This window comes from Reyranella soli, assembly GCF_007992495.1.
In the GTDB taxonomy this organism is placed as follows: Bacteria; Pseudomonadota; Alphaproteobacteria; order Reyranellales; family Reyranellaceae; genus Reyranella; species Reyranella soli.
The window spans coordinates 22,554-41,275 of sequence record NZ_BKAJ01000021.1 but is presented as its reverse complement, the minus strand read 5'-3'; the positions used below and the strand labels follow the sequence as shown (position 1 = coordinate 41,275).

At 66.8% G+C, this 18,722-nt stretch carries 16 protein-coding genes; 4 read left to right on the top strand and 12 right to left on the bottom strand.

Features of this window, described 5'->3' with window-relative positions:
* The first annotated feature begins 14 nt into the window (after positions 1–14).
* On the top strand, positions 15–1,514 hold the full coding sequence (locus tag RSO01_RS06275) for an aldehyde dehydrogenase (RefSeq protein WP_147147295.1): 1,500 nt from the start codon (positions 15–17) through the stop codon (positions 1,512–1,514).
* A 210-nt stretch (positions 1,515–1,724) separates the two neighbouring features.
* On the opposite strand, the gene RSO01_RS06270 is transcribed toward RSO01_RS06275, so the two are convergent.
* Positions 1,725–3,056, bottom strand: coding sequence for a DUF3987 domain-containing protein (locus RSO01_RS06270; RefSeq protein WP_147147293.1), 1,332 nt, complete (start codon positions 3,054–3,056; stop codon positions 1,725–1,727).
* Between the two features lie 120 nt (positions 3,057–3,176).
* Between RSO01_RS06270 and RSO01_RS06265 the strand changes: the two genes are divergently transcribed.
* Positions 3,177–3,758 carry a FadR/GntR family transcriptional regulator gene (locus RSO01_RS06265; protein ID WP_147147291.1) on the top strand — a complete coding sequence of 194 codons (582 nt, stop codon included), beginning with the start codon at positions 3,177–3,179 and terminating at the stop codon, positions 3,756–3,758.
* Positions 3,759–3,932: 174 nt separating this feature from the next.
* On the opposite strand, the gene RSO01_RS06260 is transcribed toward RSO01_RS06265, so the two are convergent.
* From RSO01_RS06260 to RSO01_RS06235, 6 genes are read right to left on the bottom strand one after another with little or no spacing between them, the layout of a single operon-like run.
* A complete protein-coding gene (locus RSO01_RS06260) occupies positions 3,933–4,706 on the bottom strand; it encodes a GntR family transcriptional regulator (RefSeq protein ID WP_246158137.1) in 774 nt (257 codons plus the stop codon).
* A 44-nt stretch (positions 4,707–4,750) separates the two neighbouring features.
* Positions 4,751–5,536: an ABC transporter permease gene (locus RSO01_RS06255; protein WP_147147289.1), complete on the bottom strand. Its 786-nt coding sequence runs from the start codon at positions 5,534–5,536 to the stop codon at positions 4,751–4,753.
* Between the two features lies 1 nt (position 5,537).
* A complete protein-coding gene (locus RSO01_RS06250; RefSeq protein WP_147147287.1) occupies positions 5,538–6,458 on the bottom strand; it encodes an ABC transporter permease in 921 nt (306 codons plus the stop codon).
* Positions 6,455–7,546: an ABC transporter ATP-binding protein gene (locus RSO01_RS06245; protein WP_147147285.1), complete on the bottom strand. Its 1,092-nt coding sequence runs from the start codon at positions 7,544–7,546 to the stop codon at positions 6,455–6,457. The genes RSO01_RS06250 and RSO01_RS06245 overlap by 4 nt, the downstream gene beginning before the upstream one ends.
* 4 nt (positions 7,547–7,550) lie before the next feature.
* Positions 7,551–8,618 carry an extracellular solute-binding protein gene (locus tag RSO01_RS06240; RefSeq protein ID WP_147147283.1) on the bottom strand — a complete coding sequence of 356 codons (1,068 nt, stop codon included), beginning with the start codon at positions 8,616–8,618 and terminating at the stop codon, positions 7,551–7,553.
* A 21-nt stretch (positions 8,619–8,639) separates the two neighbouring features.
* Positions 8,640–9,809 (bottom strand): TauD/TfdA family dioxygenase, encoded by a 1,170-nt coding sequence (locus tag RSO01_RS06235; RefSeq protein WP_147147281.1) that lies wholly within the window; start codon positions 9,807–9,809, stop codon positions 8,640–8,642.
* A gap of 108 nt (positions 9,810–9,917) precedes the next feature.
* Here RSO01_RS06235 and RSO01_RS06230 point away from each other — a divergent pair, with 108 nt between their 5' ends.
* Positions 9,918–11,558 carry an FAD-dependent oxidoreductase gene (locus tag RSO01_RS06230; RefSeq protein ID WP_147147280.1) on the top strand — a complete coding sequence of 547 codons (1,641 nt, stop codon included), beginning with the start codon at positions 9,918–9,920 and terminating at the stop codon, positions 11,556–11,558.
* Between the two features lie 117 nt (positions 11,559–11,675).
* On the opposite strand, the gene RSO01_RS06225 is transcribed toward RSO01_RS06230, so the two are convergent.
* The 5 genes from RSO01_RS06225 to RSO01_RS06205 all read right to left on the bottom strand — a co-directional run bounded on the left by RSO01_RS06225 (position 11,676) and on the right by RSO01_RS06205 (position 18,059).
* Positions 11,676–12,923, bottom strand: a complete 1,248-nt coding sequence (locus RSO01_RS06225; RefSeq protein ID WP_218037258.1) for a cytochrome c — start codon at positions 12,921–12,923, stop codon at positions 11,676–11,678.
* Positions 12,920–13,468, bottom strand: a complete 549-nt coding sequence (locus RSO01_RS06220) for a (2Fe-2S)-binding protein (protein WP_147147278.1) — start codon at positions 13,466–13,468, stop codon at positions 12,920–12,922. Before RSO01_RS06220 ends, RSO01_RS06225 begins: the two co-directional genes overlap by 4 nt.
* On the bottom strand, positions 13,465–16,215 hold the full coding sequence (locus tag RSO01_RS06215; RefSeq protein ID WP_147147276.1) for a xanthine dehydrogenase family protein molybdopterin-binding subunit: 2,751 nt from the start codon (positions 16,213–16,215) through the stop codon (positions 13,465–13,467). Before RSO01_RS06215 ends, RSO01_RS06220 begins: the two co-directional genes overlap by 4 nt.
* A gap of 41 nt (positions 16,216–16,256) precedes the next feature.
* A complete protein-coding gene (locus RSO01_RS06210) occupies positions 16,257–17,090 on the bottom strand; it encodes a TauD/TfdA dioxygenase family protein (protein WP_170302873.1) in 834 nt (277 codons plus the stop codon).
* Between the two features lie 63 nt (positions 17,091–17,153).
* Positions 17,154–18,059 (bottom strand): LysR family transcriptional regulator, encoded by a 906-nt coding sequence (locus tag RSO01_RS06205; RefSeq protein ID WP_147147272.1) that lies wholly within the window; start codon positions 18,057–18,059, stop codon positions 17,154–17,156.
* A gap of 154 nt (positions 18,060–18,213) precedes the next feature.
* Here RSO01_RS06205 and RSO01_RS06200 point away from each other — a divergent pair, with 154 nt between their 5' ends.
* Positions 18,214–18,624 (top strand): cupin domain-containing protein, encoded by a 411-nt coding sequence (locus RSO01_RS06200; protein WP_147147270.1) that lies wholly within the window; start codon positions 18,214–18,216, stop codon positions 18,622–18,624.
* The last annotated feature ends 98 nt before the right edge of the window (positions 18,625–18,722 follow it).

The following is an 18,722-nucleotide window of genomic DNA, read 5'->3' as shown; positions in this document are numbered from 1 at the left end:
GAGGGGAACGAGACATGAGCGCCCAGCTTTCGCGCGACGACTGGAAGGGCCGCGTCGGCGGCTTGAGCTACCGCAACCAGGCCTTCATCGGCGGCAAGTTCACGCCTTCCCTTACCGGCAAGACCTTCGACTGCGTGAACCCGGCCACCGGCCAGGTGCTGACCAAGGTCGCGGCCTGCGAGCAGGCCGACGTCGACGCCGCCGTGAAGGCCGCGCGCGCCGCCTTCGACAAGGGCACCTGGGCCAACATGCCGCCGGCCAACCGCAAGCGCATCATGCTGAAGCTCGCCGAGCTCATGATGAAGAACCGCGATGAGCTGGGCCTGCTCGAGACGCTCGACATGGGCAAGCCCATCGCCTACTCGACCCGCGTCGACATCCCGGGCTCGGCCAACACCGTGCAGTGGTTCGGCGAGGCGATCGACAAGATCTACGACGAGGTCGCGCCGACTCCGGGCAACGTCGTCGCCATGATCACGCGCGAGCCGGCCGGCGTCGTCGCCGCTGTCGTGCCGTGGAACTTCCCGCTGCTGATGGCGTGCTGGAAGATCTCGCCGGCGCTCGCCGCCGGCAACTCGGTGATCTTGAAGCCTGCCGAGCAGTCTCCCCTCACCGCCATTCGCCTGGCCGAGCTCGCCGCCGAGGCCGGCATCCCCGAGGGCGTATTCAACGTGCTGCCGGGCTTCGGCGAGACCGCGGGCCAGGCGCTCGGCCGCCACATGGATGTCGACGTGCTGGCCTTCACCGGCTCGACCGAGGTCGGCAAGTACTTCCTGAAGTACTCCGGCGAATCGAACATGAAGCAGGTCTGGCTCGAGTGCGGCGGCAAGTCGCCCAACATCGTGCTGGGCGATGCGCCCAACCTCGATATCGCGGCCCAGCGCACCGCCTTCGGCATCTGGTTCAACCAGGGCGAAGTCTGCACCGCGGGCTCGCGCCTGATCGTCGAGGACAAGATCAAGGACCAGTTCCTCGAGAAGGTCATGGCGATCGGCCAGAAGATGATGCCGGGCGATCCGCTCGATCCCAAGACGCAGATGGGCGCCATGGTCGACGAGGTCCAGACCAAGCGCGTCATGGGCTACATCGAGGCCGGCCAGAAGGAAGGCGCCAAGCTCAAGATGGGCGGCAAGCAGGTCCATATCGACAATGCCGGCAGCTTCATCGAGCCGACCGTGTTCGACTCGGTCGACAACAAGATGAAGATCGCCCAGGAGGAGATCTTCGGGCCGGTGCTGTCGGTGATCCCGGTGAAGGATGCCGAGCAGGCACTGACGGTCGCCAACGACACGATTTACGGGCTGGCCTCGGCGATCTTCACGGCCGACATCAACAAGGCCTTCAAGTTCGCCAAGGGCCTGCGCACCGGCTCGGTGTGGGTCAACACTTACGACGGCGGCGACATCACCACGCCGTTCGGCGGCTACAAGCAGTCGGGCATCGGTCGCGACAAGTCGCTCCATGCCTTCGACAAGTTCACTCAGGTGAAGACGACCTGGATCCAGCTCGGCTGAGGCTTCGTCTCCCGGACCGCCTGCCTGCGCGAAGCCGAAGCGGCTTCGCTTCGGCGGAGGCAGGCGCGCCGGTCCGGGAGAGTACGACCGACGGGAATTTTTGCATTTTCTGCTATTTGTTGCAGAAACGGCGGGCAGCGTTCCGATGCCCGTTTTTCAATGGTTTAGCGAATTTCTGCATTTCTTGCATTTTATGCTGGCCTCTGTGCGCTATGCCGACCGGAGCGACGGATTGACCCGCCAGCGCAGCGCAGGCCGGCCGCGCCGGGCGGGTTCCTCGCTGTTCACTGGCCGCAGCACACCTGCCTCGACCAGACGGGCCAGCACGCGATCGGTCTCCTTGGCATTCACGGTCTGGGCCAGGGCCGTACGCCGAACGTCCGTCTTGGACACTGCCGGCCGATCGTCAGCGCGCAGCCAGTGCACGACGCGGCGGGCCCGGCACTCGACATCCGTCGGCACGGCACGCTGGAGAAACGTCAGCGCATGCGGTCGGTAGTAGTCCGACCATAGCAACACCGCACGGTCCACCGCTTCCCGGCAGATGTTGCCCGGCGGCTCGGCCTCATCCGTGGCCGACCACGACATCAGTGTGAATAGTCCGGCCAGGCAGGCCACCATGCCGCGTCCCTTTCCCAGCCAAGCAGCCTCCAACCGTTCGGCGCGCCGTACCTCGCCATGCAGCCGCGCCAGGAACGCATCGAACGCGGCGGTGGCTGATGGATCGAGGAACAACAAGTGGCGGGCGCGCAAGCCGAGCTGCAGCAACCGGCGCAACGACGGCAGCACATCGTCGCTCACCGGATGCGTGCGCTGGTCCAGCGGACAGTACGGCATTGGATGCGGCCAGGCATAGAGGAAGCGCGCAGCCAGGCCATCGCCGCCACGCTGCATCTGCAAGGTCACGGCATCGGGCTCGATCGAGCCCAGCATGCTCACCTCGAGATTTTCCAAGTGGCGAGCGCTCGCCATGCCCTTGAGCGGCGTGAAGCAGCCATCGGCGCCGTCGCGCCACAACAGCTTCCCGTGCCAGCCTCGGTTCAGCGCCTCCAGCACGCCGTCGACCGTCGGGTCTGCCAGGGCGATGCGCCGCGGCGCCTCGTAAGGCCCGACCCCGTCTCGTTCGAGAGCCGTCACCAGGCGGCCAACTTGCGTCAGCGCCGGCGACTTGCCCATCGAGGATGCACCCACCACCGCCAGCCAGAGCTGCAACGGCTCGACCCAGCCTTCCGAGACGCAGATCTGGACGCGCGTTCCGCTCACCCCGGCTGCCGTGGCCAGGACGGCCTGCGCCACATAGTCGGCCGGCGCATCGGCCGACCGCGCCGCGACGCTCACCCACGCCGGCCAGGGCTGCGGCAACAACGCGAGCGGAAAAGTCGGAACGGCGGCGCGGCCCTCATCCAGGAGATCGCCGTCGATGGCAGGCCACGTCACAGGCGCGGCAGCCGCGCCCGGCGATCGTACGGTGACTGCAGTGATGGCCGTGACGCCGTCAAACCCTTCGGCGCGCCCTCTCTTCCGCTGTTCCAAGCCTGACATCGTTCGAAACCTCCGGTTATTATTATAACTTAAGAGAACGAAAGAAGAACGTCAAGCACCTAAGTTATTTCTTCGATACCCAGGGGCGGCATGCTTGTGCCCGGCAAATAGCGCGCTGACCTGGCGCGCACCTTCGGCGTGAGCCGGCCGGTGGTGCGCGAAGCGCTGGTCAGCCTGCAGGCCCTCGGCCTCGTCACCTCACAGAGCGGCAAGGGATCATTCGTCGCGTCGCGCCGCGTACGCGCCCCGCTCCTGCTGGGCAAGTTCTCGCCGTGCCATCTCAACGAGGTTCGCGGATATTTGGAGATTCCGTCGGCTCGCCTCGCCGCTGAACGCCGCAACGACGAGCAGGTCGGCCGGCTTGCCGGACTGCTGGCGCGCATGGAGGATTGCGACGATGCCGAGGAGCGCAACCGGTACGACGCAGAATTCCACATCTCGATCGCCGAGGCCGCCGGCAATCCGATCCTGGTGAGGCTCGTCGAGGATCTGCGGAAGATCCTCGAGGAGCACGGCCGGGCGGCGGCGGCACCCAACCGCCGGTCGCGCGCCGCTGCCGAGCATCGCAAGATCTACGAGGCGATCGTACGCCGCGACGTAGAAGGCGCCGCGCTCGCCATGGCTAATCACCTCGAAGCCGCCGACCGGTCATTCGCGACGCTCGAGCGCGATGCGTCTGTCCCGCGCAAGCAGCCGGCCTGAACTGGACAGCTCCGCGCGAGCGTATCATCGCGACATACGGAGCCACGAGACACGAGCAGGAGCGCACCTGGCCTCCACCGAAACGAGGACCTTGATCGATCTCGCCCCATCTCACGGCCCGCGCCAAACGTTTTGAAAACCTGAGAGCTCGTCTGACGCTGCTGCGGTGTCCAGTCAGATCGACCCCGCGCTGCCTCGCTTTGGAAGGTCCATGACTGCGCGACCTGCCTCGATGTCCTCAAGGAGCCGCACGAGCCTTTCACCGCCCTTCAGCAGATCGTCTTCAAGGGCCTGGCGCACGGCGGCGGCGTCCCTAGCGCGCAGCGCATCGATCAGCGCGAGATGGAAATGCCGGCCCGGATTGGGATCGGGACCACAGCGGTAGAACAGGTTCAACAGGGGCGCCGTGCGCATCCAGATCTGCTCGAGAAGCTTCACCAGCTCGCGCATGCCGCTGGCGTCGTAGAGCCGGAAATGGAGTTCGCAGCCGGCGCGGATCGCCAATGGCCAATCCTCCCGCCGCCGTGCATCCGCAAGGGTGTGGTGGAGCTGTTCCAGTCGGTCGATCTCTTCTGGCGTGATCTTGCCCGTTGCGACCTCGCCGGCGAGACCTTCGAGCTTCAGCCGGATCTGGCGCAACTCGAGATACTGGGCAAGGGAAAGCCTGACGACGCGGATCGACCGGTTGGCGACGATCTCGAAACCGCCTTCGCGCGCGATCTGCAGCATCGCCTCGCGGACGGGCGTCTCCGACACACCCATGGCGCGGGCTACGTCGCGGATCTTCAGTCGCTCGCCGGGCCAGAACCGGCCTTGCAACAGGCCCTTGCGCAGCTCGCCATAGACGCGCTCGGCCAGGTTCTCGCGACCGATCGGTCCCAGAGACGAGACGGCGTCGCCGGAGTAGTCCTCCGGAGCGACCGGCACCGCCGCTTTGTCACCATCCACGCCCAGCTCTCCGTCGCCAGTCCATGTTCATCTCTATACCGGCCTCAGGCCCGTTTGAGGAAGCGCTCGAGGTTCACGAAGCGCGCCGTCACGACGAGCACCACGAGGGTGATGATCGCCAGCCCGGAGGAGATCGCCGTCAGCGCCGGGTCGAGCGGCGACCATTCGAGCGCCATGAAGATTTGCACCGGCAGAGTGACCAGCGTCGAGGTCGAGAGGAAAAGCGAGATCTCGAGGCTGCCGAACGAGATCATGAAGGCGAAGGCCCAGCCGGCGGCCAGGCTCCAGGAGATCTGCGGCAGGGTGATGAGCAGGAATGCCCGGAACGGCGAGGCGCCAAGGCTGCGAGCGGCGTGCTCCAGCGTGCCGTCCAGGCTGGCCAGGCCCACCAGGATCAGCGACAGAGCGAAGGGGGTGGCGATCATCACATGCCCGGCAAGCAGGCCGATCGGCGTCGCGCCGATGCCCATCGGCGTGTAGAGCACCAGAAAGGCAAGGCCCAGGAAGACCGACGGCAGCATAGCTGGCGTCATGATCACGGCGTAGACGACGCCGTTCAATCTGGTCCGGTAGCGCGTGAAAGCGAGCCCGACCGGAAGCGCCAACAGCGTCGCCAGCGTCGCGGCGGCGGCGCCGATTGCGAGGCTGAGGCCGAGAGCCGTGAGCGATTCGCGTTGCTGCAGGATCTGCAGGTACCAATGCAATGTCAGCCCCCGGGGCGGAAAGGCGACATAGTTGGTGGTGGTCAGCGAGCCGCCGGCGATGGCAATGATCGGCGCCAGCAGGAAGAGGGAAAACAACGCGGCATAGATCCGGCCGACGAGACGCATGTCAGATCGCTCCTTGACGGCCGGCTTGCGCAAAGGCCGGCACTGCGGCTTCCGCCTGCCGCCGGCGCCAGGTCTTGAGCTGGCCGTAGGCACTGGCGAGGCCCCAGACGCCCGTGGTGACGATGAGCAGCAGCACGGCCATGGCCGCGGCGCGCGGCCAATCCAGCAGCTGCATCGCCTGCTGGTAGATCAGGAACGAGACGAACTTCAGCCGCGGTCCGCCCAGCACGCCAGGCGTGGCGTAGGCGCTCATGCTGAGGGAGAACACCAGCAGGCATCCGGTCCGCAGTCCCGGCAGGCTTTGCGGGAAGACGATGCGCCAGAAGGCCGACCACGGCGAGGCGCCGAGGCTGCGGGCGGCGCGGACGTGGTTGGAATCGATGCTCTGCAGCGCCGCGGCGACCGACAGCACCATGAACACGCTCATCACCTGCACCAGCCCGACGACGATCGCCGTCTCGTTCTGCAGCAAGCGCTGGGGACGGTCGATCACGCCCAAGCCCATCAGCGCGCTGTTCACCACGCCCGCCTGCCCCAGCAGGATCAGCCATCCGTAGGTCGTCACCGTGACGCTGGTCATCAACGGCATCAGCAGGACGATGAACAGGCAGGTCTGCGCCCAGCCCTTGGATTGGGCAACCACCATGCTGACCGGGTAGCACAGGATCGCGCAGGCGAGCGTGGTCAGCAGGCTGAGCTTCACCGTGCGCCACACGATCAGAAGGAAGTACTCGTCGCCCAGCAGCTTGGCATAGATGTCCAGCCCATCGGCATTGGCCCCCGTCTGGCCTTCGGCGACGGAGAAGCTCAACCGCAGCAGGTTGGCGATCGGCGCGCAGTAGAACACCCCGAAGACGAGCAACGGGACGGCGATCAGCAGCAGCCACGACCGGAGCCATCGTGCCGAGCCGGTCCGTGTCATGTGGCGCCCTGGGGAACGACAAGCGTGTCGTCGTGACGCCAGGCCGCGATCACCGGATCACCCAGCCGAAGGGCCTCGATCGTCCCGCCGGCTTGCCAGGCCGTGAGCCTGCGCGCGCCGGCGAGCAGACGACACTCGGTGCGATGGCCAAGGAAGACGACCTCGTCCAGGGTCGCGGGAACATAGTTCCAGCCGGGCTCGCGGCCTGCCGCGCCGGCCGGCAGCAGGCTGATTCGTTCCGGCCGCACCAGCACCGTGACCTGGTCGTTGCGACGCAGTCCGCCGGAGGCGCGTGCATTCAATGATCCCAGTCCTGGCGCTTCGAGACGCGTACCTGCCGCGCTGCCCTCCAGGACCGTTCCGTCGAGCACGTTCGACTCGCCGACAAAATGCGCCACAAACAGGTTGGCCGGCTGGCTGTAGACCGCCTGCGGCGTGCCGATCTGCTCGATGCGGCCGGCGCGCATCACGGCGACGCGGTCGGCGATCGCCATCGCTTCCTCCTGGTCGTGCGTCACCATCAGGGTCGCGATCTTGAGCGGCCGCAGCAGGTGCAGCAGCTCGTCGCGCATCTCGATGCGCAGGCGCGCATCGAGATTGCTGAACGGTTCGTCGAGCAGCAGCAGGCTCGGCCGGATTGCGACGGCGCGCGCGAAGGCGATGCGCTGTTGTTCGCCGCCCGAGAGCTGCCTGGGCGATTTCTGCGCGGCATGCGCCAGGCGAACCAGGCGCAGCGCTTCGCCGACCCGCTGCTCGACGTCCGCCGCCGGCAGGCGCCGCATGCGCAATCCGAAGGCGACGTTGTCGAAGATCGTCATGTGCGGGAACAGCGCATAGTTCTGAAACATGATGCCGATGTTGCGCTTCTCCGGCGGCAGATGGTCGATCGGCCGTCCCGCCACCGTCACCGATCCTGTCTGCGCCTGGATGAAGCCGGCGATCACCTGCAACGTGGTCGTCTTGCCGCAGCCGGAAGGACCGAGCAGGCAGAGCCGCTCGCCTTCGGCGATGGAAAAGGTGACCCTGTTCAGGACTTGATGGGTTCCGAAGCTGAGCTCAAGTCCGTCGACCGCGAGATGATCGGTCATGCCGCTAGCGCTCGATCTCGCGGTTCCAGCGATCGGTCCAGGCGGCGCGGTGCTTGTTGATCACCGCCCAGTCCGGCTTGACCAGCTTGGAGATGGCGGCATCGCCATAGGTGATGCCCTCGGCCAGCTCCGGCGGCAGCTTCACCTTGGCGTTGACCGGCCCCACCCGGGATTCACGGACGAGCACCATCTGGATATCCTCCGACAGGATGTGGTCCATCAACGCCGCGCCGCCCTTGGGATTGGGGCTGTTCTTCACCAGGTTGAGCATCGGCATGACAATGGGTGAGCCCTCCACGGGGTAGACGAATTCCAGGGGAAAGCTCGTGCGCTTGATGAAGCGCGCGGTCTCGGAGTTGGTCCACACCGACACCGCGATGTCGCCTTGCTGCAGCTGCTTGCTCATCTCGCTCGAGGCGGAGAACTCGGCGATGTTGGGCGCCGCCGCCTTCAGCTTGGCAAAACCCGGATCGATGTTGTCGACTCCGCCGCCATTGCTTTGCGCCAGCATCAGCAGCGCAAACAGGCCCGGCGTGGTGCCGATCGACGGCATGCCGATCAAGCCCTTGAAGCGCCGGTCGGCCAGATCGTTCCAGCCCTTGGGCGGCTCGACATTGGCTTTCTTGAGTGCGGCGGGAGAATAGACAAGGCCCATCGCCAGCAAGCCGTACCCGACGCCGGAGTTTCCGGCGCCGCGCGCACCCGGGATCGTGTCGGCGAAGTTTGGCACCGCTGCCGTCGTGATCGGCTCCAGCACGCCGCGGGCGGCGGCAATCGATTGCGGGCCGTCATCCATGCAGACGAGGTCGTATTCGGGCTTGGCCTGTTGCGCCTGCAATTGCGCGACGAAGTGCGTGGAGATCCCGGCAATGTAGCGCACGCGGAGGCCCGTCTTCTTCTCGAACGAGGGGATGATGTAGCGCTCATAAGTCTGCTGCACGCTACCGCCAAAGCAGGCCAGCACCACGTCGCTCTGCGCCTTTGCCGACGGCGAGACCAAGCTGGCGGCCAGCACCGCGGCACCGGAGCAAAGAAGACCGACGGCACGCTTCATCGACTGTCCCATTCCCATTATCCCCTCCTCCTGAAGCCCTTAGGGTCGGCTCGTTCGGACCGACATCGCGAAATCCCGCATGCTGAGGTTCTGGTAGGGCCGCAGCCGCGGCGGATCGCTGCCGGCCCGTCGCTTGGCGCTCAGCTCGGCCTGCTTGGCCGCGACGAACGAGGCGGGCATCTCCAGCCGCGGATTGCGGCGCGCCAGCGAGCGCCGCGCGCGCTCGAAGCTCATGACGACCTGCCGCGCCGGCCTTTTCGGCCAGTCGGGCGCCTCGAGCCACAACCGCAGCATGTAGCGGCGGCGCGCGACCTCGTCGTGATCCTCGTAGGACAGGCGGCCGTGCAGCAGGGTGCGGTTGTTCAGGAACTGGATGTCGCCTTCGCCGATGCTCATGTCGAGGTAGAACTCCTCGGAGTTGGCGACCCGTTGGAACTCGTCATAGGCCTCGATCTGCAGGTCCGTCAGCTCGACATCGCCGCGCTCGACGGCACGCCGGATATCGCCGCCGTTCAGGTTGCAGAAGAAGTCGCCGTCGTCCCGGGCGAAGACCTGGACGGGATGCGGGGTGGTCGGCGGCACACCTATGGCGGCCGAGTCGTTGTCCATGAGCCGATAGACGAAGCCGTCGTAGAAGACCTTGGCGAGGTCGGGCCGGCGCTCGACCAGCGCGTTATGCACCGCAACGGCGCTGACGATGCGGCTGTCGCCGCCGCTGCGCGCGGCTTGCAGGCACATCAAGGAGACGATGTCGCACGCCGTTCCGTCGGTGTGGAAGCTCTGCCGGCCGCCGGCCTGGTAGCCACGCACGCCGGCATCGGCGTCGCTGACATCGATGACACTGCCCAACAGTTCGCCCTGATGGGATTGCGGAACAGCGACACCGAGGTGCGTACCCAGCGCGAAGTAGATCTTGGCGAGCTGCTCATGGGAGTAGCGCTCTCGCGGCAGGCCTCGCAGCAGGATGACGCCTGATCCGTATCGCAGGTCGTGAAGCAGCGTCTGCATCAACGGTCCGACGGTCGGAAGCGGAAAGCTGGCGGGACCGATATCGAGAAGGTCTCCCCTGTCGCGGTGCTCGTACGTTTCCAGGCCGGCATCGATCTCCTCGAGGTGTGCGGCGGAAAAGGAGCGCAATGCGTTGGCCCGAAAGTCGAAGCTGGAGCCTTTCCACGCAGCAGCACTTCTGACGGTCTGAAGGGGATTCACCTATTCACGCCTTTGAAATCTGTTATAACATATATCAAATATGATCATTCTGAGCTTGGCAACGGGAATTTGCCGCTTCCAAGCGAAAACGGGGAGAATCTCGCTGTCGTGACGCCTTCAGCAAACGGATCGGGCGACGCCCCGGATGAGGCCGATGTCGTGGTCCTCGGCTCGGGCGCAGCCGCGTTGGCCGCAGCCCTGACCGCCGCCGTCGCCGGGCTGCGCACCGTCATCCTCGAGAAGACGGAATGGATCGGCGGGACCAGCGCTATGTCGGGCGGCATGACCTGGGCGCCGGCGAATCCCATCGCCGCGGCCGCAGGCCTGTCGGACTCGGCCGAGGAAGCGCTTGCCTATATGCGCGCGGCGGCGCCGCTAGGCTGGCAAGCCAGCGAGGATCGACTCTGGGAGGCGCAGGCCCGCAACGCCGGGCCGATGATCGCCTTCCTTCAGAAGCATTCGCCGGTGCGGTTCACGATCGCGAACGTGCCCGATCCGATGATGGAGTTGGAAGGGGCGAAGCCGTTGGGACGCCTGCTGTCTCTCGCGCCAATCAGCAAGCGCGGGCTCGGCCGCTACGCCGGCAAGATCCGACCCTCCACCCTGCCGCAAACCTTGACGTACGATGAATCGATCTCCTCGAACCTCTATCGCCGTCCCATCCGAGCGACGCTGCGCCACGCCGCCACGTTCCTGCGCCGATGGCCGACGCGCACCGTCGGCAAGGGCAACGCGCTGATCACGGGACTGCTGAAGGGCTGCCTCGATCATGGTTGCCGGATCGAGATCGAGACGCGCGCGACCGGGCTGCTGTTGGACCAGGGCGGCGCGGTATGCGGCGTCGCTGCGGAGCATCACGGCCGGCGACTGACTTTCACGGCGCGGCGCGCCGTCATCCTGGCGACCGGCGGCTTCGAATGGGACTCCGCCATGTTGGCGAAGCATTTTCCGGCCGAGATCGACTATCGCAGCAGCCCGCGGACCAACGAGGGCGACGGGCACAAGATGGCCGAGGCGGCGGGCGCCGCCCTGGCGCATATGGATCAGGCGAACATCATGGTGCAACCGCCCGTCATCTATGACGGCCACCTGCACGGGCTACCCTTGCGCATTCACGCCGAGCCGGATTCGATCATCGTCGACAGCAGTGGCCGACGCTTCGCCAGCGAATACGAGTTCGCCATGGGCGAGCGCCTGATGGATCTCGATCCGGCAACCGGCAAACCCAAGCACCTGCCGGCCTGGATCATCAGCCACTGGCCGATGGTGAAGCGGACTCCGCTGATCCGCTGGTATCGACGCTATGACAAGACATGGCTGACGATGGCGAAGACGCCGCGCGAGCTGGCCTCCAAGGTCGGCCTTGCGCCGGATGCGCTCGCAGCGACAGTCGAACGCTTCAACAGCTTTGCGCGCAGCGGGCGCGATCTCGATTTCGGGCGCGGACACTCGGACTACGAGGCGAAGCTCGCGAAGGCGATCGGCCTGATGGCGCCGATCGACAATGCTCCCTATGTCGCGATCCGCTGCAAACCTTCGATCCTCGGAACGAAGGGCGGTGTGCGCACCAATGAGAGAGGTCAGGCGTTACGCGCCGACGGCAGCGTCATTGCCGGTCTATATTGCGCCGGCAATGTCATGGCCAACCCCGTCGGCACGCGAACGCCCAGCCAAGTCGGCACGACCTTGGGCCCCTACATGACCTGGGGCTTCATCTGCGCGAACTCGATCGCACGCGACAATCGATAGCCGGCTCGCGTCCGTAAGCCGACGGAACTGCTCCTGGCGTGGCGAGTTTCGGGAGAGCCGTTCTCGCAATCATCCAGGAAACGCGCGCGCTGCGCGGCGGCGGCCCTGGAGTCCTGGTCAGCGCAGCGCCTGCACGTTGGAGGGTCTGACGTCGGGTTTCTGGCCACCCCAAGCGGCGCGCAGATAGTTGACGAGGGCGGCGGCCTGCTCGTCGGTCAACTTGTCGGCAAAGCCGGGCATGCCCGGCAGGCTCATGCGATGCGGGAAGTTCTGCGGGCCAATGCCATCCAATGTCGCCACGATCAGGTTGCGTGGATCGGCGAGCCTCAGCGTGCTGTTGTTGCGCAGCCCCACGATGGTGTTGGGGATGCCCTTGCCGTCGAGGCCATGGCAGCCGGCGCACAGCGCCACGTAGCTGGTCCGTCCGGCCTGGTTGCCCTCGCCCACCGTCTCGGCGGCAGGCGCCGGCGGCTTGTCGCCCAGCAGATAGGTCGTCATCGCGGCGATGTCGTCGGCCGTCAGGTTGCGGGTGCTGAGGACGACGACCCGATGCATGTCGGCGAAGGCCGAGTTCGGCCCGGCGATGCCGCGGCTAAGATACGTGCCGAGACTGGCCGGCGCCCAGCCGCGCGCGGCGAGGCCGGCCGGCGTGATGTCGGGTGCGGCGACGCGGCCCAGCGCAAAGCCTTTGAGCGAGCGCGACAGCTCCATCTCACCCAGCGGTCCGCGCGGCGTATGGCATTCCCCGCAATGGCCCAGCACGTCGACAAGATAGCGCCCGCGCTGCCAGGCGGCAGAGCTCCCCGTCGACGTGGCGGGCAGGTCGTCGGTCAGGAACAGCAGGTTCCAGCCCAGCATGCCGAGACGGATGTTGTAGGGAAACTCGAGCTCGGTGATCCGGTTCGCGACCTTCATCGGCCGGAGCTGCATCAGGTAGGCGTAGATCGCATCGGAATCGGCGCGCGTCATGCCGCGATACGACGTGTAGGGCATCGCCGGATAGAGCTGCCGGCCGTCGCGTCGCACGCCGTCGTGCAAGGCCTGCCAGAAATCGTCCGACGTCCAGCGGCCGATGCCGTTGTCGGGATCGGGCGTGATGTTGGTGGCGTAGATCGTGCCGAAGCCCGACGCCATCCCAAGCCCGCCGGCATAGGACGCGCCGCCCGGCGCCGTATGGCAGGCCGCACAATCCGCGGCCTCGGCGAGATACTTTCCACGCGCCACCGCATCGGGCGACGCCTTCACGACCTGAACCGGCCCGCCGGTCTTGCCGCTCAAAAGTCTGGCCGAGACGAAGGCCGCCAACGCTGCGGCGACGACGACCACGGCAATCGCAGTCCAGCGCAGCAGGCGGCGAGCGCTCACGCGCTGTCCCGCGTCAGGCCGGGCGTCGCCAGGATCACGTCGCGGACAGCCTGGTAGTACCGCACGTAACCGGTGCAGCGGCAGATGTGCGCCTCCAGCGCCGCCGCAACGGTCGCCTCGACCTCGGCCTTTGCCACGGGCGAGCGCTTCAGCCGCTCGAGCAGCACGGTGGCGGCATTGACGAAGCCCGGCGTGCAGTAGCCGCACTGGAAGCTGAACTTGTCCAAGAAGGCCTGCTGCACCGGCGACAGCGTCACCTCACCCCTGTCGTTGGTCTCGGCAATGCCCTCGATGGTGCGGATACGCTTGCCGTCGAAGAACTCGACGCCGGTGATGCAGGTCTGCACTTCTTCGCTGGTCTTGTCGTCCTTGTCCCAGATCACCACGCAGGCATGGCAGATGCCGATGCCGCAGCCCAACCGCGAGCCGGTCAGCCCCAGCATCTCGTGCAGCACGTCGATCATCATCATGCCTTCCGGCACGTCGAGCGGATCGTGGCGCTTGCCGTTGACGGTCAGCGTCACCTTGCGCATCGGCAGGCTCATCCCAGCACCTTCAGGATGCGCTCCGGCGTCACCGGCAAGGAGCGGAAGCGATGGCCGATGGCGTGGGCGATGCCGTTCACGATGCCGGCCATGATTGGGATCATCACCACCTCGGCCATGCCCTTGGGCGGCTCGCTGTCGGACAGAGGCGGCAGCACCTCGGCCGTCTGCTGCCAGACCGCGACGTCGCCGCCGCGCGGCAGGTAGTAGCGATTGAAGTTCCAGGTGCCGTTGCCGGGGCCGTCCTCGTACAGCGGCATCTCCTCGTGCAGGGCAAGCCCGATGCCCGAGGCGAGGCAGCCCTGCATCTGGCCCGACACCAGCTCCGGCACCAGCATGTTGCCGCATTCCAGGATGGTGTGGTGGTTCAGCACCAGCACCTTGCCGCTCGACGCCTCGACGGCGATCTCGACCAAGGTGCCGACGCAGGTGTTGTAGCCCACCATGGCGTTGTTGTTCCTGGTCGGCGGCAAGAACACCGCGCGGCGATCGAGCACGCGCCAGTCCTTGGCAGCGCCCCGGCGCAGCGACAGCGCATCAACCGGCAATCGCACCCTCGCGCCATCGATCTCGAACTCCGCCTCCGCCCATTGCCAGCGATTAAAAACGTGCACCGTGGCACCGGTCACCAGACCGCGCGCGTGCGCGTCGCTCGCCAGGCGCGCCAACGGCAGCGGCTCGAAGCCCTCGGCCGTCAGCGCGCCGTCGCGCCAACGCGCCGCCTCGGGCTTCACCTCCCTGCCCCAGATCGCCACCGCCGCCGGCAGCAGGCCATGGAGAAAGACGACGCGTGCCGCGGCCTGCGTGGCGTGCGTGAAGTAATAAGCGGAGTTGCTGGCGCTCGACGCCGAGGCGAAGGCCGGCACCCAGCGCGGGTTTTTGGCCAGCCGGTCCTGCTCCTCCTGTGCCATCGCGTGCGGATTGCCGCTGGTCTCGACCGGCAGCTCGGGCCAGTCGGTGGCAGCCATCTCCAACACGTCGGCTGGCCGTCCCAGCCAGCGCGCGCAGGCAACGGCCTGGCCCGACGAGGTGCCGGTGCCGATCTCCGTGCCGGTATGGGCGAGCGTGATGAGTCCGTCGGCCGAAAGCTCGACCTTGGCCAGGCTGCATTGCGCGCCGTCGCCGAAGCGCCGCTGGATGCAGCCGAAGCCGACGCCGTAGTACCGGCCGGGGTTGGCCGCGTTGTAGGCTTGTTTGCGCGCAACACGGCCGGTCCACAGCACGTGGGCGGCCGCTTTCTGCAGCACCGTCTCGGCGCGCTGCTGGCCAACGGGCACCGCGCCCTGGGCGTTCTTCATCCCGGTCTTCAGGACGTTGCGCAGTCGCAACTCGATCGGGTCGAGGCCAAGCTCGCCTGCGACCTCGTCGGCCATGATCTCGGTGGCGGCCAGTGTCTCCAGCGCGCCGTAGCCGCGCGCCGAACCGCAATCGAGCGCGCGCGAGGACATCGCGGTCGCGGCCACGTCGGTCTTGGGGAAATAGTAGATCGAGGCGGCCGAGGTGGCCGCCACCATGGTCAGCGCGTCCGAGCAGTTCGCCCGGCCGCCGCCGTTGGACACGATGTCGGCCTGGAACGCCTGCATCAGGCCGGTCTTGCGGTCGACGCCGATGCGGTAGCGCATGCTGAATTGATGCCGCTTCAGGCCGGCCTGGAAATGCTCGAACCGGTCATAGGCCAGGCGCACCGGCCGGCCGTCGCCGTACGCCGCCGCGATCAGGCCGTAATACGGCAGCGGGCTGTGATCCTTGGAGCCGTAGCCCACCGTGAAGCACGGGTGCAGGAACAGACGCTTCAGGCCCAATCGACTGTTGGCCAGCATGCCGGCCGCGCCCTCCGCCACTTCCTGCGGCGACTGCGTCGGCACGACGAGGTGCAGCTCCTGCCGGGCCGCGTCGTACCAGCCGTTGGCGTTGTCGGGCTCCAGCGCCGCGGTGTCGGCGGACTGGGTTGCGTAGTCGCGCGTGACCACCAGCCAGTCGGCAGGCGGCCGCGTCAGCTCCTCGTCGATCGCCTGAGCATAAAACATCGCCTGTTCGCCGAGGTCGCCGTCGCGCGAAGGCTTGGGCCAGGCCGGCCGATGCTTGTCGTAGGTCGAGATGTAGAGCGGCGCCTGCCTGGTCGAGGAGAAAACGTCCCCGTCGGCAGGCGTCTTGCCACCGACGCGTACGAAGCGGCCGGCGCCCCAGGGATCGCGCTGCAACGGTCCGGTCACAGCGCCGTAGCGGATCACGGCGTCGTTGAACTGCAGCTTGTCCTTGGCGAAGCGGAAGCGGGCGAAGTCATGAAAGATCAGGAGCGCCACGGCCTGGCCGAGATAGGCCGGCGTCTTGCCCTCCGGCAGCAGCATGTCCGTGCCATAGAAATCCGGAAAGGCGAACCCGTCACGTGCCAGGTCGGCCGCCGTCACCACCCGATCGGGCCTGAGGTCGGCGCCCAGCATCGACAGGTCGAAGCCGGCATAGACCCGATCCGCCATCGTCACGCGCAGCGCCAGCGCGTGCGCCTGCTGCTGCGGCCAGTGCGGCATGTCGCGGGCGCGGATGTCTCGCGCGAACACCTTTCCGCCGGTCACCTTCGCCCTGCCGTCGACGCGATATTTCAGCGAGCCGTTGTCCACGGCCGGCGCCGTCAGCAGCCGATCGTCGACGAGGGCGGCATAGGCGCGGCTGCCAAGCGGCACCACATAAACCGCGATGCCGCCCAAAAGGCTCGTGCGCAGCAGCCGGCGTCGCGACAGCCCGCTCATGTCGTGATCATTCCACCGTGCTTACGCAACGCATCAAGAGCTCATCTTGGTACGTCGCCTTGCAGCATGACACGGTAGAGATAGCGCACCTGGCCCATGTCGTAGTCGCCGTTGGCCTTGTGCAGCAGGCAACGATTGTCCCACATCACGAGGTCGCCCGGCTTCCAGGCATGGCGGTACTGGAAGCGCTCCTGCGTGCCGTATTCGAGCAGCTCGTCGAGCAGCGGCAGGGCCTCCTTGTGGTCGAGGCCTAAAATGCCTTCGATACGGATCGGATTGAGGTAGATCGACTTCGCGCCGCTCTCCGGATGGATGCGCACCAGGGGATGCAGCACGGCGTTGGGCACGCGCTCCTTGTCGGTCTCGTTCAGCCCCATCAGCTTTCGCGCGCTGTGACTGCTCTGATAGACGTGGATGCCCATCAAGGGCGCGAGGCGCTCCTTGGTGGCGGGCGGCAGAGCGGCATAGGCCGCGGCCATGTTGGCGTACTGCGTGTCGCCGCCCTTGTCGGGCAGCTGCACGGCATGCAGCACCGTGGCCTTGGGTGGACGCACGGCGTTCGAATGGTCGGTATGCCAGCCGTCACCGGGAATGTAGCGGCGGCCATCGGGAAAGCTGTCCTGGTTGGAGACGTAGTGGATCTGCGGGCAGTCCGGGATCGCGAACTTCGTGTTCTGCTGCGGGAAGATCGTGCCGAACAGGCCGACCGCGTCGACCACCTGCGGCGGCGTGAGATGCTGGTCGCGGATCACCAGCACGCTGCGCTCGACGAAGGCGCGGTTCATCGCGGCACGATCGGACTCGGCGACCGGCCGCGTGAGGTCGATGCCGAGCACTTCGGCGCCGGTGTGCGAACTAAGAGGATTGATCTGCACGGCCACCCTCGTCGCTTGTTTGGCGAGCGTGGCACGCCTCAAGACAGGCGACAAGCGGCAGGACTAGGCATCGCCGGCAATCACATCGCGCTGCTCGGCGAAGGCGCGCCGCACCCAGTCGATCGCCGCGCGCACGCAGGGCGCGCGGCGCAGATCGCGGTGGACGACCATCCAGTAGGTCGCGGCGAGCTCGGGGATCGGCGCGGTCAGTCGCTCGAGGACGGGATGAGCGTCGCCGACGTAGCAAGGCAGCACGCCACGGCCGGTTCCGGCGCGGATCGCTTCGGCATGCATCAGCAGTGATGGTGAGCGCAGCGCCACGGTGCCCTTGGTCTCCTCCACGTATCGCTGTACCCAGCGCGCGGGATCGTGCATCCGGCTCTGGGACTGCTCTTCCGTATAGGCCACCCACGCATCGGCCTCCTCGCCGCGGCGCCGGTAGACGGCGACGGCGAAGGTGCCGAGCTTGGCGACATAATAGTCGCCGCTCTTGGGCGGCTGGTGGCGCAACGCGAGATCGGCCTCGCGCCGCAAGAGGTTGGCCGGCTGCAGCGACTGCATCAATTCCAGGGTGATGCCGGACGGCAGAGGCGCCGTCGTCGCTCCCGAGAGGCAGCGGGCGAGGAAACCGGCCGCGCACTCGCCGGCCGCCACCCGCACGGTGCCAGTCAACGCCGGCGCGACCGCCGCGCGTCGCCGCTCCAGGGTCAACATGGCCTGCTCGACGCTTTCGGCCGCCGCGACCAGCCGCTGGCCGGCAGCGTTGAGGTGCGCGCCTTCGGGCAGCCGGTCGAACAAGGTCGGTCCGCCAAACGTGGCTTCGAACTCGGCCAATCGGCGGGCGATGGTCGGCTGGCTGAGACCGAGCGCGCGTCCCGCGGCGCGCAGCGAGCCCTGCCGCGCAACCGCGAGGAACACGCGGACGCCGTCCCAGTCCATGACCTTGCGCTTTGCAGATGGAGCAGCCATTGCGCGATCCTGCGTGGCAAGCCTGCAGCCTCGACCCCTCGTACCATAGGCCGGGTGCCACTAAAACGTTCCAGTGGGCTTCGATATCGGAGATCACCGCCACGAATTCGTGGCTCTACACTGGGCCCGCACCGCCGAACGCACGGAGGGCCAGATGCCGACCATCGTCGATGTCACCGCAGAAGCCGACAAGCTCACGATGTTCCGTGGCAAGACGCCAAAGACGACGCGCGCAGAGCGCAAGGGCAGCACGGCGGATCTCGCCCGCTACCGCGACGGACTGCTGCTTCTCGGCAAGTCCTCCGGGAAGGGCCATTGGGAGACCCATCCCGCGGATGAGCTCGTCTGGGTCCTGGAAGGCAGCACGGTCCTGGACATCGTCGAGGAGGACGGGCCGCGCTCCTACACGATTGGCGCGGGCATGCTGGTCATCGTTCCGCCCGGCATATGGCACCGCTTCCACTCGGCCGATGGTGCGACGACCATGAGCGTCGTCGTCCCTGGGGAGAATATCGATGCCGACGTCGATGACCCTCGAAGCCACTTGCGAACCATTCGCAACTGAGTTAAATTTGGCTGCCTTCATCGAAGGTCGTAAGCGTCTCACGTAAGGCAACGCATCCAACCGGGCTTCAGCCGGTGCGCCGATCGTTCGGCGGATGC

Bases quoted from the DNA above. Each gene is read 5' to 3' on its own strand.
- RSO01_RS06275 (WP_147147295.1), top strand. From the start codon at position 15: ATGAGCGCCCAGCTTTCGCGCGACGACTGGAAGGGCCGCGTCGGCGGC.
- RSO01_RS06270 (WP_147147293.1), bottom strand. From the start codon at position 3,056: ATGTCAGGCTTGGAACAGCGGAAGAGAGGGCGCGCCGAAGGGTTTGAC.
- RSO01_RS06255 (WP_147147289.1), bottom strand. From the start codon at position 5,536: ATGCGTCTCGTCGGCCGGATCTATGCCGCGTTGTTTTCCCTCTTCCTG.
- RSO01_RS06250 (WP_147147287.1), bottom strand. From the start codon at position 6,458: ATGACACGGACCGGCTCGGCACGATGGCTCCGGTCGTGGCTGCTGCTG.
- RSO01_RS06245 (WP_147147285.1), bottom strand. From the start codon at position 7,546: ATGACCGATCATCTCGCGGTCGACGGACTTGAGCTCAGCTTCGGAACC.
- RSO01_RS06240 (WP_147147283.1), bottom strand. From the start codon at position 8,618: ATGGGAATGGGACAGTCGATGAAGCGTGCCGTCGGTCTTCTTTGCTCC.
- RSO01_RS06220 (WP_147147278.1), bottom strand. From the start codon at position 13,468: ATGAGCCTGCCGATGCGCAAGGTGACGCTGACCGTCAACGGCAAGCGC.
- RSO01_RS06215 (WP_147147276.1), bottom strand. From the start codon at position 16,215: ATGAGCGGGCTGTCGCGACGCCGGCTGCTGCGCACGAGCCTTTTGGGC.
- RSO01_RS06205 (WP_147147272.1), bottom strand. From the start codon at position 18,059: ATGGCTGCTCCATCTGCAAAGCGCAAGGTCATGGACTGGGACGGCGTC.
- RSO01_RS06200 (WP_147147270.1), top strand. From the start codon at position 18,214: ATGCCGACCATCGTCGATGTCACCGCAGAAGCCGACAAGCTCACGATG.